Here is a 14962-nt window from a genome sequence, read left to right on the forward strand (position 1 = left end):
TTAATTAATCCTTTTTGAAGGGCCAGGATACGAGTTCGGTACTGCCAGCGCCATCGATCTCCGGCAGGTTGTTATGATTTTCACTTTGTCGGATACTGGCACCAATGCCTCCGCCAATTCTAAAAGCACCACCAACACCATCTTTACCAACAGATCCTTCAATTGAAAAAATACCAGCGGATATGGAACCGGAATAATCATAAGCCGGATTGAAATCCTTAATTGGATAAGGCCCGAAAGTTAATCCAGCCGACGCATCCGCGCGCCAGCCAAACACCTTTGTTATCCCGCCATTAATTGCGAATTTATCTTCTGAAAGGACCCCCTCCAGATAGCCCCCGCCGACATAACCAACAGCCACCTGACCTTTTACATCACCATGGATTTTTGCCGTATCCCCTACTGATGGACCAATATGAGAGTCTGTAATAGCCTTGTTAATTTTGTCGGGAGATACACCTTTACCGCCGAGATCGAAAGCCAGTGAAGCATCCTGTTGCGTTGCTGGAGGCACTAATCCACCCCAGTTTGAGGTAGCATTATTCTCAGCTGCGTTCTTTCCTCCTTGCGCCCCAGCAGCCGCCGAAGCCGTACTCCCTCCCGCCAACCCACCAGCCACCCCCGCCGATACAGAAGCCAGCGTAACGATCGTCTGCTTTTGATCTTCACTCAGTTTCGACAGGTCTTTCACCTCCGGATAGAGCAGGCTGGCTATCGCATGCGCAGCCAGCTCGCCCGTTGCCGCCCCCGCAGCTCCCGCAGCGGCGCTGTTACCCTGAAGAACCGCCACCGCGCCGCCCAGAATAGCGTGCGCAACGGTATTGACGGTAGGATCGCCTTCGGTTGATTTAAGCAGATGCGCCAGCTCAGGCGCCGACGCGCCTGCCAACGCACCCGCAATATTACCGCCCGCCAGTCCCTGAAGTGCCGCCGTTGCCGCCTGAATACCGCGCTGAATATCGCTGCCAGTACCGTACTTCTCCATTGCCGTCTGGCCAGCCTGATTCACGATTTGCTTATCACTTGGGTTAGCATTACCTTCCGATTTCAGCTTCTCTTTGGCCGCCTTCAGCGCCTCTGGATCGGTCATGGCATTCCGTGCCGCTATCTCTCCTTGCGTCCGCGCGATATCCGCAGCCTGGCTGCCGATATCACTGATAAGCCCGACCGCTTTCAGGCGATTTTGCTCTTTCTCCTTGTCGAAGATTGGGCTGATGCTATCGTTGGCATGTTCGGTATCGCGGCTCAGGTTTGCCACATCCTGCTTCTGATTATCCCGATCGCGAACGATAATGGTGCCGTCTGCCACCGCCGCTTGGGTGGTACCTTCCGCATGGCCGCTGTGGCTTGCGCCTGAAATCATGCCGCCCGGCATTTTGCCTTTAAAGGTATCGCCAAAACTGCCACTCCCACTCAGGCTCACACCCGTTTGGCTGACCTTATAATCCGCCTCGTTGTGAAGGTCGCTAAAGCCCAGCGTTCCCGTGTCTAACGAATTTTTGTCAGCCGTCGCCGTGGAGGCAATAACCGCGCCATCCAGTTGCGTGTGACGGCCAACCGTGACGTCAAATCCACCATTACCGGCAAACAACCCCGTCTGCTCTTGAACGGAGTCGTACGTGCTCTTCATCTTATCCTGACTGGCACTGATGTAACCGGAGCCAGTCATACTTCCGAACGTGAAGCTGCCGCCCGCCGCTACGCTGGTCTGCTTAGATTTGTAATCATTATTGTCCTGCTGACTACTCATCAAAAGATCGCGGCCAATATCAGCGACAATCTTCTCACCGTTGACCTGCGCCCCGTTCAGAATGGCATCTCTACCGCTGGTCATGGAGACCGTGCCGCCGCTGTCCAGCGTGGTTTCGGTCCAGGCGGTGCCGTTACCTTTTTCATTACCTTTAGACGCATTCACATTGGCGAAAACACTGATCCCCATCCCGCCGCTGCCGCCCCCAATACTTACGCCCACACCACCACCGCTGCTGCTGTTTTTGCCGGTGGTTTTCTGCGTGTTGGCCGCTCCCGTCAGCAGGATGTCGTTTTCAGCATTCAGCGTGGCGTCACCGCCCGCTTTCAGCTGGCTACCGCCGATCAGGATATCGCCGCTATTCGTACTCTTACCTTTGCCCGTGGCGGTAATAGAAAGATCGTTTCCGGCATTGATTGTGCTGCCCGCTACCGTGTCGCTATCGGCATGCTGCTGAGATTTCGATTTCTGGCTAGTCAGAGAGAGGCTGACACCAAATCCGTTCGCCGGATCGCCAGTCTGCTGGGCAACAACCGCTCCCTGTGCCGCCTGTACGCCCGAGAGTGTCGCTTTCGTTGCCTGCAGGGCAGCCAGACGTCCATCACTTTCTTTAGACGCCTCCTGTGCAGTGGTAACAGCGCTGTTGATTGCGCCACCCACTACGCCAGACAGAGCCACCGTAAGGCCACTGGATTTTTGTTCAAACTTCTCATCGCGGGCGCGTTTGTCATGACCCGGCTCGATCGTCACGCTGTCGCCAGTGAGCGCCATATTTTTGCCAGCCACCAGGTCCGCGCCGCCGACATGCAGCTGATTACCGGCGGCAATATCAACGCTCCCCCCCGTCGAGCCCACCGTACTGAAGCTCTGACTCTGGGTAGTGCCTTTCTCACGGAGATCGTGCGTGCTTTTGCTGCTGCCGATGGTGAAGCCAATCCCGCCCGAGCCCATCAGGCCGGATTTTTTCTCTTCCTTAAAGCGCCAGGAGGTATCGCTGTTCGTCGCTGCCACAATATCGACGTTGTTGCCCGCCTTAAGCTTCACGTCGCCATCGCCCGCCACGGCGGATCCGTTCACCAGCAGGTTATTGCCCGCAACGACCTGCACGTTATCGCCGCTCAACAATGAGCCGGATTCACGCGTCGCGCTGTTCTCCTCGATGGTGTGGGTGGTTTTCTTGCTCAGGAACCCTTTTTTGGTTTTGGTCTGCTCTTTGTAGTGATAATCGCTTTCGGTTGCGGTATTGAGATTGACGTCGCGGCCCGCCGCCACGCCGATATCGCCCTTCGCCGTTACCTGCGCGGCTTCGGTGGTGACATCGCGCCCCGCGAGGATCTGGGTATTCGCCCCGCTGGCGATCTCGGTTCCCTGCTGGCGTACGGACTCGTTGATGACGGTTTTCTTGCCTGACTTATAGCTATCGCCCTGTGTGGTCTCTTCCGCCGCCAGATTCACGTCGCGACCCGCCTGCAGCCCGACGCTTTTCTCCGCCGCCAGCGCGGCGGCCTGGGCGTTGATATCCTGCCCGGCCTTCAGCACCAGGTTATCGCCTGCGGAAATCGTGGTGCGGTCGAGCCCGGTGCTGTGGGACTCGCTTTTCCCTTTACGGCTGCTTTCGCTGGTCTGTGCCGCGTTCAGATTGAGATCGTTGCCCGCGCTCAGCCCCGCGCTGCCGCCCGCCTTCAGGTCGCTGGCGGTCACGTCAAGGTTGTGCCCGGCGTTCACCAGCAGGTTGCCGCCCGCGGTGACGTTACTGCCCTGATACGTGACAGACGAACGGCTGGTTTTCGCCCGGCTTGAGCTGAATGCGTCGTTGATCTGATTCGCGTTGACGGCAATATCGCCCCACGCGTTCAGTAGCATATCGCCACCGGAGGCCAGGTTCGCCCCGGTAACGGTGATGTTTTTCCCCGCCTCAAGCGACAGGCCATCCTGTGCGGTAATAGACGCCGTGTTGCCCAGCAGGGTGTCTTTCAGGCCGATCTTGCCGTACTTCCCGCCGGCGTTGATATCAATCTGCTCAACCTGGGTCAGGTTGTTGATGCTGCCGTCCAGGCTCTCCAGCGCGACCGTTTTGCCGCTGATGGTGGAGCTGATGTTATTGATATCGCCGATGGCGCTCAGGTTCAGGTCGCCGCCAGCTTTCATCAGGCCGTTGTTGAGGTTGCTGATGCTGTTCTGGCTGTCGAGCGTCAGGCTGTTTTTCGCCAGCAGCGAGCTGCCGCCGTTGGTGATGTCGCCGCCCTTCAGGGTAACGTTGTTACCCGCGATTACGCTGCCGTTATTGACGGTGACGTCCTTCGGCGACAGGTAGAGTTTCGGTACCATCACGGTTTCGCCGTTGACGGTGGCTTTCTCCCACCACAGCAGGCTGTGGTCGAGCGCGGCAATCTGATCGGCGGTCAGCGAGACGCCAAACTGCAGGCCCAGCGACTGCTGAGCCGCCGCGGCGTTGTCCATCAGATAGCGCATCTGATCCAGATCGGAGCCGATGCCGTTCAGGTAGCGGTTACCGGTCTGGTTGAGCACCACGTTGGAGACATAGCGGGTATCGAACGCCGCATCACCGAGGAAGCGGTAATCGTAATCCGGGTTCAGGTTGAGTCGGCCGAGCATGTAAGACGAGCCGAGGAACTGCTTCTCATCGGTAAACGCCAGCCGCGTCTCCTGAGGCGCCGTGGACGACGGTTTGACCCCGAGCATTGCGTTCAGGTCGGCAAACAGGGCGGGATCGAGCTGTCCGAGACCGTTCAGTTTCGGGTTGATGCTGATCAGGTACGGGCTTTTCGGGTTATCGGAGAAGACGAAATAGCCGTTGTTGCCCGACGGCAGCGGGTAAGCGCTGGTATCGACGCGCTGGCCCTGATAATGCCCGACGGCGCCGCCCTGAGCGGTTCTGAGATCGGCGGTGGTGACCCCGGCGTTCGCCAGCGCGCCCAGCTGGCCGAGGTTCGCGTTGCCTTTCTGCGTGGTGCCAATGTTGCTGAGAGGCGTGCCGGACGCGCCGCCGTTTTCCAGCGCGCCGCCGCCGTTAAGCTGCTGCAGCGCACCCTGGAGCTGATCGTTCCACTGCGGCGAGTTCACCGCCACGGTGCCGGTATTGCTCAGCCCCTGTTTTTGTACGCCGCTGCCGACGCTCTGGTTGCTGAGGGTGTTCAGCGACGGCGCGGAGATAACGTTGCTAACGCCGCCCGCGTTCGCAGTGGTATTGGTGTTGCTGATGTTACTGGTGAAGTTTGCGGTGACGTTACCGCCCGCCTGGATGACGGCGCGGTAGAGTTCACCCGGTTGGAATTCTGTTTCATGCCCAACCAGATTGTACTCAATAGTATCATTCTGGAATTTGATATTCTTACTACCAGCCACGCCTAACTTACTTGTTGCGTAACCAACAGACGCAGATAACGGTTTATATTCATAAATCAGGTAATCAACCTCACTACCTGCCTGCCAGCTCTGGTTATTTAATTGATTTCCAGACAGGTGAATATCACCGTTTGCCAATATATTGCTGGCATTATTATCAAGTCTGGAAGCCTGAATAGTCAGGTCACTACCTGAAGAGATACGCCCTGATGGAGAATCGCCCCCTGTGATAACAGTTGTGCTGTATCTTCCGGAAAAACGCTGCCTGACTGTATTTTTAAAAGGAGCCAGATAATAGTATGTGGAGCGATGGATATTACATGCACTATTAGCTCCACAGTTACCAGCACCCGGACCAGTAATGACTTCTCGCGAATAAAAACCATAACTTCCATTTGGCAGAGCCGTAACAGGCACATCTATTGTTGACTCACCTGTCATCCAGTCATCAACTGGTTGTACCTGACTCTGAGTTGAAGCTTTAAGCCCTTCCCGTTCATTTCGTAAGTTGATGGTTTTAATATTAAGACTTCCACCCTGCGTCTCAATATTCCCAGACGTGTTCACCACCTGGCTGTTCGCATTCCCTGCCGCATCCCGCTGCATCCACAGGTTGTTTCCCGCCATGATGTCGCCGCGCTGGTTGGTGATGCTGTCGGCAAACAGCGCCAGGTTATTCGCCGCGTACAGCAGCGCGGTGTTGACGATGGCGCCCGGCGCGCTCAGGGTCAGCGAGCCGCGCGTGCCGGTGAAGCCGTCGACGGTAATATTGCTCCGGCTGGCCACGGTGATATCGCCCCCGCCCTGCACCGAGCCCGCGGCGTTCAGCGCCACGCTGCCGCCGGAGAGCGTGCTGGAGCCGCCGCCGGTGGTGATTTGTCCGTTGTTGCTGAGCTGCCCGCCCGCATTCAGGTTGACCGCCTGCCCCTGCAGCACGCTGCGGTTATCGATGTCGCTGCCGCTGTTGATGGTGAGGGTTCTGCCTGCCGCCACAGCGGTTCGGCTGGTAAACGCGTTCGTCAGCTGCAGCGTTAAGTCCCCCAGGGACACCAGTTGGCCGGTAAGGTCCAGCCCCCGGCTCTGCAGCCACAGGTTGCCGCCGCTCAGCAGCTTGCCGCCCGCGCTCTGGGTTACCTGGTCCGCGCCAATATTCAGCTGCGTGTTGCCGAGCAGCGTGCCGCTGTTGTTCAGCTGGCTGTAGTTAACCGTCAGCTGTCCCGCCTGGGTGGTGCCCTGGCTGGCGAAATTGGTGCCGATCAGGGTGGCGCGATCGGCCACCCACGTGCCGCCGTTGGTGGCGTTTGCCGCATTGAGTATCAGGTCGGTGGCCTGCAGCCAGCCGGTGCCGGTGAATTGCGGCGTGCCGAGCGTCAGGCGCGCGCCGGAGAGGAGTCTGCCGTCGTTACGCGCCTGCGAGGAGGCGGTCACGCGCGTCTCGCCGCCGCCCTGGATCAGGCCGTAGTTAAACAGCGCGGGCGTGGTCAGCGTCAGCGCATCGCGGCTGACGATTTCACCCCCGCTGTTGTTGGTCAGCGTCCCGCTGAGGGCCAGCGTCGCGCCGTTATCGCCCTGCAGACGTCCGTTGTTGGTGAGCGCCCCGGTGGTGATACCGAGCGTGCCCCCCTGCATTTTGCCGTCGCTGGTGACGGAGGCCGCCGTGACGTTCAGCGCCCCGCCGGACAGCAGGGTGCCGCCAGACTGCTGGCTGACCGCGCCGGTCTGGCTGAGGGTCAGGCCATTCACGCCGCTGATGGCGCCGCTGTTGCTGAGCGTGCCGCCCGTCAGCGTCAGGTTTTTCGCCGCCCACTGGCCCTGGTTCGCCAGCGTCGCGGCCTGCAGCGTTGCCGCACCCAGCGCGGTGATCCTGCTGCCTGCGGTTCCGGTGAGCGTGTCGGCCAGCGTCATCTGCAGCGCGTCGGCGCTCTGCACCGCGCCGCTGTTGGTGAGCGACCGGGCGTTAAGCAGGATGTTCTGTGCCTGCCAGCTGCCGGCGTTGGTCACTGCCCCGGACGCAATCGTCAGCGCGCCCTGGGTAAGAAGTTTGCCGCCTGCGCCGTTGATCAGCTCCTGCTGCGGCGCGGCCATCGCCATGCGCGCCATCAGCCGCTGCTGCCCCTGAACGGTCAGGCTCTGCAGACCGGTTAAGGTGCCCTGGTTGTTAATGCTGTTCTGATGCAGCGCGAGGGTGTTCCCCTGCACGGTGCCGCTGTTTTTAAGCGTGCTGCCGCCGAGCGTCACATCGCCCTCGCTGAGGAGCTGCCCGCGGTTATCCAGCGTCTGTGCGGTGATATCCGCCCAGCCCTGGCTCATCAGCGAGCCGGTTGAGGTCAGCGTGCCGCCGGTCGTGGCCGTCAGCGTTCCCTGGCTGAGCAGAGACCCGCCGTGCGTCCAGTCGCTGGCGCGGATGTCCGCGCCGTTCCCCTGCAGCGTGCCCTGCGTGGTCAGCTGGCCTGCATCCAGCGTCAGCATGCCGCCGGAGAGGGTGCGCGAGGTCGCGCCCGTGGTCAGCGTGGTGCCGGTGAGCGCCAGGCCGTTCGTTCCCTGCATCAGCCCGCCGTTGTTCATATCGCGGGCGGTGAGGGACAGCGTACCGCCCGTGATGCGCCCCGGGTTCGCCAGGGTGTCCGCGGTGAAGGCGGTCGCGCCGCCGCTCTGCAGCAGCCCGGTATTGGTTAACGCTCCGCTGAGCGTGCCGCTGAGTCCCGTCTGCCCGTTCACCGTGCCGCTGTTGGTGAGGGTGGTGCCGGTCATGCCCAGCGTGGCGCCCTGCAGCGTACCGGCGTTCGTCAGCTGTCCGCCCGCCAGCGTGAAGCCGCCGCCGGAGAGCCATTTACCGTTCAGCTCGTTGATAAAGCGGTCGGCGGTGGCGTTAACCGCGTTGCTGCCCTGCATCAGGCCGCTGTTGCGCAGCTCAGTACCGCCTGCTGTCAGCGTTTTGCCCGCCACCGTGCCGCTGCTGGTCAGCGTCGTCGCGTTAAGCGCGGCATCGTCGGTGGCAATGATGTTCCCCGTGTTGGTCAGGGCATTGCTCAGGCCCAAATCCAGGCTCTGCGCCTGAATATCGCCCCGGTTCGTCAGGTCGCTGCCCCGCAGGGTGAACCCGCCCTTCACCAGCAGCAGGCCGGCGTTATCGAGCGTGTCGAGGGATAAGTCCAGAGGACTGCCGCTCACCAGCTGCCCGGTGGCGCCGTTGCTCAGCGCACGGGTGGTCAGCGCCAGCGTGTCGTTACCCTGAAGGATCCCGGTGTTGTTCAGCTGCGCAGCCTTCACCGTGAGGGCTTTCCCGGCCAGCTGGCCGTCGTTAAACAGCTGCGCCGCCGTCAGCGTGAACAGATTTTGGCTGAGCAGGACGCCCGTGTTATCCAGCCTGCCGGTCGCGGAAAGCGTCAGGGCATCCAGCGTCTGAACGCTGCCCTTGTTATTCAGGCTCCCGGCGTCAAGCGTCGCGCTGCGCCCCTGAAGGCTGCCCGCGTTGCTGAGGGTTTGTCCGCTGAGCGTCAGGGTCTCGCCGCCCGTCACCTGCCCCTGAGGCTGGTTCGTGAAGGTGTTCCCGGACCAGGCCAGCGTGCTGCTGCCCTGAAGCAGGCCGCTGTTTTGCAGGTCGCCCCGCAGGGTCAGCACTTTCGCCAGCAGCTGGCCCCGGTTATCGGTCCTGTCGGCCTGGACGTCCAGCGCCTGCTGGCTGAGCACCTTACCGCTGTTGGTCAGCGTGCCGGTCACCGCCGCCGTCACGCCCGCTTCCCCCAGCGCGTTGCCGGTGTTCATCCACTCACCGGTGGCCAGGTTCAGGGTGTTGCCCTGCAGCAGCCCGGCGTTGTTCAGGGTGGTGTGGTGCAGGTCGAGCGCGCCGCCGGAGAGCAGCATGCCCGCCTGCTGGTTGCTGAGCTGTGTCCCGGTCGCCGTGAGGGAATGTGTCCCCTGCAGCGTGCCGCCGTTGGTCACCGACGCGCTGTTAAACTGCGCGTCGGTGCCGGCCATCAGCCCGCTGTTCGTCAGGCTGGCGGTGGTCAGCGTCAGGCCGTTCCGGGCAATCACCCGCCCGTCGGCATCGTTGCTGGCCTGTCGGGTCAGGTTCAGCAGCAGCGCGGTGGCGCTGAGCTCGCCGCTGTTGGCCAGCGTTTCACCGCCGAGCGTCAGCGTTCCGCTGCTGCGCAGCGCGCCACGGTTAGTGAGGTCTGCCACGCCGAGCGTCAGCGCCGAGTCCCCCTCGACGGTGCCCTGGTTTTGCAGGCTGTCCGCCGTGATGTGCAGGTCGCTGGCCGCAATATTGCCCGCGTTAGCAAACGCAGTGCCGTTCAGGGTGAGCCGGTCGTCCGCCAGCAGGCGTCCGGTATCGGTGTTGGTCAGGCTGAGGTAGTCGCTGCTCAGGCTGACGCCGTTGATTTCCCCCTGGTTTGTCAGCGTGTCGCCCCGGAGGTGCAGCGTGCCGTCGGTAGTGATAAGCCCGCTGTTAGACAGCACCGGAACGTTCAGCGTTAAATCCTGCGTGCTGTAGACCGATCCGCCCGCGAGGTTTGTGAGTGACCCGGTCTTCAGGCCGAGCAGGGTGGTCCCCTGCAGCAGTCCGCTGTTCTCCACCGAGGCAGCGTCCAGCGCCAGCGCACCGGCAACCAGCGTACCGCTGCTGGTGATGCGTTCAGGAGCCGTCAGGGTCATGCGTTCCGCTTTTGCGACGCCGGACTGGAGGATGTTCTGTCCGCTGAGCGCGATGGCGCTGGCGGTAAGCTCTCCGCCGCTGGTCAGGTCGCCGGTCGCGTTAAAACTCAGCGCGTTACCGGTGGATTTCCCGGCGTGCGCAATCGTGCCCGCCGTCACCGACAGAGCGCCTTTCGCCGCCTGCGTGCCGTTCAGCGCGGCATTCTGCGCCTGCAGGGTAAGCCCCTGCCCGCTCTGCAGATGCGCATCCCGGCCGGTGGTCAGGTCGCCGGTGCTGACGGTTAAGGCCCCCGCCGCGTCCGTCTGCCCGTTCAGGCTGGCGCTGCGGGTCGCGGAAATCTGTACATTGCCCTGGCTGGTGGTACGGGACGCCTGACCGCTGGTCAGGGTGCCGGCCTGCGCCGTCAGCGCCGTCGCGCCGGACAGGGTGCCGTTCTGTTCAAGCGCGCCTGCCGTCACGCTCATCGCCCCGTCAGCCAGCAGGCTGCCGCTGTTACGCAGGGCCTGCTGCGCCGTGACGTTCGCATTGCCTTTCGCGCTCAGCGTGCCCCGCTGCTCCAGGGTACCAACGCTCAGCGCCAGGTTGCCGGCGCTCTGCAGGGTACCGCTGTTAGTGACCGTCTGCCCCTTCAGGGTGACGTCGTTACCCTGCACCGTGCCGCCGTTTGTCAGCTCTCCTGCGCTCACGTCAAGGTGGCCTTTCGCTGCCAGCTGGCCGCTGCTGGACACCCTGTCGCCGGAGAGGGCAATGTCGCGCCCCGCATTCACCTGCCCCTGATTACTGACGCCGCTGCCCGTCAGGCGGACATCGCCCGTGGCATCGGCCCGGCTCTGGCCGTCCATCACCAGCTGTCCGCCGCTCAGGGCCAGATTCTCTCCTGCCGAGACCGCACTGGCCGTGGATGACAGCGTGCCGCCGCTGCTGAGGGTCGCGCGGGTATCGCTACCGCTGCGGGTATTCGCCAGCGTGATATCTTTCCCGGCCGCCACGCTGAGCGCGCCTTTGGTGGTGACGCTGCCGCCGCGCTGCGTCAGGCTGCCGTCGGTGGACAGCGTGGTGTCGGCCTGACCCGTCAGCGTCGCATCCGCAAGCGCCATTCCCTGTTTGCTCGTGACGGTTAGCGCCCCGCCCTGTGCCGACACGCCGCCGCCGTTGACGGTCAGGGTATCTTTACTGTCCAGCGTCGCCGCGCCGCGGGAGACCAGGGAGGTATTGCTGAGCGTCATCCCCTGCCCGCTGCTCACCGACAGCGCGCCCGCGCTGTTTGTCCCGCCGCCCGTCGTCTGCACTTTCCCCGCAGCGGAAAGGCGCATATCGCCCTGGCTGGCGAGCGTGCTGTTATTGAGTTCCACATCCTGCGAGCTGGCCACATTCAGCGCGCCACCGGACTGATGGCTGCCGTTGAGGGCCACTCCCGCGCCGTTCGCGGTAATCGATCCGCTGGCCAGGCTGTTCGTGACCGTCAGTTTCCCGCCCGCGTCCAGCTGAATATCGCCCTGGCGCGCGGTGAGGTTGCCGAGGTTCACCCCTACGCCCGTCTCGCTGGAGACCAGGCGGATACGGTTCGCATACATCCCGCCGAGCGCGCCGGTATCCACGGCCACCACGGGCGCGGCACCCTCACCGGCAATCGGCCTGACGCTGCCGTCCGTGCCCACGCGGTTCGCCCCTGCCGTCACCGTCAGGTCGTTCGCATGTATCGCGGCGTTCACTTCCGTTGCGCGCGCAATAATCGACAGCGCGTCGCTCCTGCTGGCATCCAGCCCCTGGCCTTCAACCGTGATGGCGCCTTTCGTCACCTCCAGCGCCTGCAGGTTACCGCTGGCGTCGAACTGCGGTTTCCCCGTGGTCAGGGTGACGTTCGGGGTGTTGATAAATCCGCACCCGTTACAGGTAATGCCGTACGGGTTGGCCACCATGACGTTTGCTGCTTTACCGGCGACTTCCGTATAGCCCTGCAGCTGCGAGCGGCTGGCGCCCGTGACTTCGTTGATAATGCCTTTCGCTTCCCGCCCGGCCTGCAGGTTGGGGTTGTTCTGGATAAGCCCGCCCAGCTGGGTCCGGGTTAAACGGACCGTGCCGTTGTTGAGGATAAGCCCCTCTTTGCCGACGTTATACTCACCGAACTGGTTATGCGAGATACCCGCCCCGTTAGGCGTGGCGATGTTGACGACCGGCACCCCGTTCCCCGCCCGATCGACCGTGGTCTGCCCGGTCGGCGTAAGCGCCGCCGCGACGGCAGGTGCCATCGGCTGCCAGACCATCAGGCCGCAGACAATCCAGCTGATCAGACGCTGCGAGAAACGAACGGGTGGGTGACGGGTATCCATAGTCGTAGAGTCTCTTAAAGCATGAAGGCAATGCGCCAGTTAACGCTCACATGATCCGGGCCGAGCCAGTCGGGGTAGTGCAGGGGCGTACCGACCGAAATCTGGCTGCTGTACCCGCGCCCTGCGCTGTTCAGCCCCACCGAAGCGCCCCACAACGTGCCGGAGGCAAAGCGGTCCTGACGGTCTTTTTCCAGCCAGCCGCCGTCAACGGCGACCGTTGCGCTCACCGCGCCAATCACCGGAAGGGTGAAGAGGGAATACCCCAGCTCGTTACGCCAGTAGCCGCCGTTATCCCCGGACAAGTACTGCTCTTTAAAACCGCGCACGGAGCTTTCGCCGCCGAGCGTCAGGCGCTCGGAACCGTACAGCCGGTCGGGCGACCACTGGCCGTAGGCGCTGGTCAGCCACCAGGCATTACGGGTAATCGGCCGCTGGAAGCTGGCGTTCAGACTCCATTTACGGAATTCCGCGCGCGGCATATCCCCGGACTTATCTTCGTCGGTTTCGGCATTGAACCACGGCATGCCGTGGCTCCAGGTCGGGTTGAAGGTCGCCACGCCGCCCAGCATTTTTTGCGTGTGCGTAATGCCCAGAATCAGGCTGGAGAGGTTGCGCGTGCTGCTCTGAAGCGGCGCGTCGTTGAGCCAGTTGCGGCTGGATCGCTGAACCACGCCTGCCGCAATGCCGGTTTTCACCTCCCCGTTGCGGAAGACCACCCAGGACGCGTTAAGGCGGTGGGTTTTGGTATCGCCCGTGGAGAGCCAGTTGAATCCCTGGTTACTGATGGTGGTCCGGTAGTTACTCCAGGCGTAGCTGTAGTCCAGTAATCCGTAGCCAAACGGCACGCTGACGCCCGCCTGGAAATTCTGCGCATCGTACGCGCTGGCAAAATCACTGCTGCGCCCGCCGCTGACAAACCATTTATCCGCCAGCCCCAGCATATTATTAGCGGTGAGCACGCCGCTCAGCTGATCTTCGCCGGTACTCTTCTGCCCGCTATTATCCAGGCTTACCGATGCACTTAAGGGAAATTCCGGCTTTGCCGTAAGATTAACAATGGAATATCCGGCCTGCGTTCCCGGAAGAATTTCAATCTGAACCGGCTCGGCGCGCAAACGGTTAATTTGCTCCATGCCCTGTTCGATGTCGCGTAAATTAAGGATGCCGCCCACCCGCCCCGGAAACGCCATTTTCAGCATACGCGGCGTTTCGCCTTCCAGACGGATCGCTTCCAGTCTGCCTTCCAGCACAACAATATTCAGATGGCCGCCGGAGAGATCCTGCTCGGTAAGAAAAGCGCGGCTGGTGATATATCCCCGGCTGATATACCAGTCAGAAATATGGGCGAGAAGCTCCGTTATTTTCGCCATATCCAGACAGCGGCCCTGCCACGGCGCGACAAGGGTCTGCCGGGTTTTCGGGGAGATTAAGGTCGCACCGGAAAGGGTAATGGTATGAATGGTGAAACAGGGTCCGGAGCCGGTAACCGGCAGCGGTCTGGCGGGCGCGGGGCGAGGAATACTCCGCTCCAGCTCCTCACGCTGTTGCTGGTTCTGTAATAAAAGCTGCTGCTGTTGCTGTTGAATGGAATCGCGATCGGCTGGCGATAAAGGTGCAGCACTCACCCTCGCTGAAAAAAGCGAAAACAATAAGATAGCAACGGCATAATTTACTAATGAAATTATTCTAATTTTTATTTCGGCGCTATTCATCCATGCCACAAAAATGTCCGCAATGATTATTTTTGTAATATAAGAGTTTTCTTAAAGCGAGTATATCTAATTTGAATTAGGGCTCCTAAAATTAATAGTTATTTCAGAAGAGTGAGAAGGATATTAAGAGAAAATAAGAAAGGATTTAACTCACCCTTAAATCTTGAGTTAGCCGTAATACACTAGGCATGAAGCCGAAACGTCTTTCGCCACTCCGCCGGACTCACCCCAAAACGCGCCTTAAACTGCTGTCGCCAGGTGACGGCGGAATTAAATCCCACCAGCTCAGCCACGCGTTCAATCGGCATATTTCCGGCTTCCAGCAGGATTTGGCTGCGCCGCAGGCGTTCGGCGGTCAACCAGTCGGCGACGCTCATCCCTGTAGCGTTCACAAAGTGACGGGTCAGGGTGCGGCGGCTCATCGAGACCACCTCAGCCAGCGAGTCCAGACTATGTTGTTCGGTGATGTGCTGCTGCAGGTAGTCGATCAGGCAGTTAATGCGTCCGTCGCGGGTATCTTTAGGCACCGGCTGGGCGATGAACTGCGCCTGCCCGCCCTCGCGGTGGGGCGGAACAATCATCCGGCGGGCAATCTGGTTAGCAACCACGCTGCCAAAGCGCTGGCGAATGATATACAGGCAGCAGTCGAGGGCTGCGGCAGTCCCGGCGGAGGTGATGATATTGCCGTCATCCACGTAAAGGGCATTAATATCCAGCTGAACGTTCGGGAAGAGCGACTGAAACTGACGTTCGAACTCCCAGTGGGTGGCCGCACGTTTGCCGTCGAGGATCCCCGCCCAGGCCAGCACAAACGACCCCAGACACAGCCCGACGATTTCTGCGCCGCGGTCTCTCGCCTGTACCAGGCTGTCGAGCAGCGTCTGGGGCGGGCGTTCAAGAACGTGCTGCCAGTAGGGAACGACAACAATATCGGCCTGCCCAATGGCGGTAAAATCCTGCGTGGCGTTGAGGGAAAATCCGTCTTTTGAGGTGAGGAACCCTGGCGTTTCGGCGCAGATCGTCACGTTAAAGCGCTTTTCTCCGGAGACCGAGTCGCCAAACAGAATACAGGGAACGGAGTAGTGGAACGGGCTGAACCCGTCTACCGCGACAATCGCGACGTTGACTAGCGACATTTGTCTCTCCT

Annotated in this window: 3 protein-coding genes; all 3 read right to left on the reverse strand. The window is 61.2% G+C overall.

Annotated elements, in window-relative coordinates; all coding sequences use genetic code 11:
- Positions 1-4: 4 nt before the first annotated feature.
- The 3 genes from cdiA to PI91_RS21650 all read right to left on the reverse strand — a co-directional run bounded on the left by cdiA (position 5) and on the right by PI91_RS21650 (position 14951).
- Positions 5-12103, reverse strand: a complete 12099-nt coding sequence (gene cdiA / locus PI91_RS21640; protein ID WP_113771518.1) for a contact-dependent inhibition toxin CdiA — start codon at positions 12101-12103, stop codon at positions 5-7.
- Between the two features lie 14 nt (positions 12104-12117).
- Positions 12118-13815: a ShlB/FhaC/HecB family hemolysin secretion/activation protein gene (locus tag PI91_RS21645; RefSeq protein WP_232764472.1), complete on the reverse strand. Its 1698-nt coding sequence runs from the start codon at positions 13813-13815 to the stop codon at positions 12118-12120.
- Between the two features lie 182 nt (positions 13816-13997).
- Complete coding sequence (locus PI91_RS21650; protein WP_039267097.1) at positions 13998-14951, reverse strand: GlxA family transcriptional regulator; 954 nt, start codon at positions 14949-14951, stop codon at positions 13998-14000.
- Between the last annotated feature and the right edge of the window lie 11 nt (positions 14952-14962).

It is taken from the genome of Enterobacter sp. FB (assembly GCF_000805795.1).
Taxonomy (GTDB): Bacteria; Pseudomonadota; Gammaproteobacteria; order Enterobacterales; family Enterobacteriaceae; genus Enterobacter; species Enterobacter roggenkampii.

What these genes read in the sequence shown, in the direction of transcription:
- PI91_RS21650 (WP_039267097.1), bottom strand. Translation starts at nt 14,951, where the DNA reads ATGTCGCTAGTCAACGTCGCGATTGTCGCGGTAGACGGGTTCAGCCCG.
- cdiA (WP_113771518.1), bottom strand. Translation starts at nt 12,103, where the DNA reads ATGGATACCCGTCACCCACCCGTTCGTTTCTCGCAGCGTCTGATCAGC.
- PI91_RS21645 (WP_232764472.1), bottom strand. Translation starts at nt 13,815, where the DNA reads ATGAATAGCGCCGAAATAAAAATTAGAATAATTTCATTAGTAAATTAT.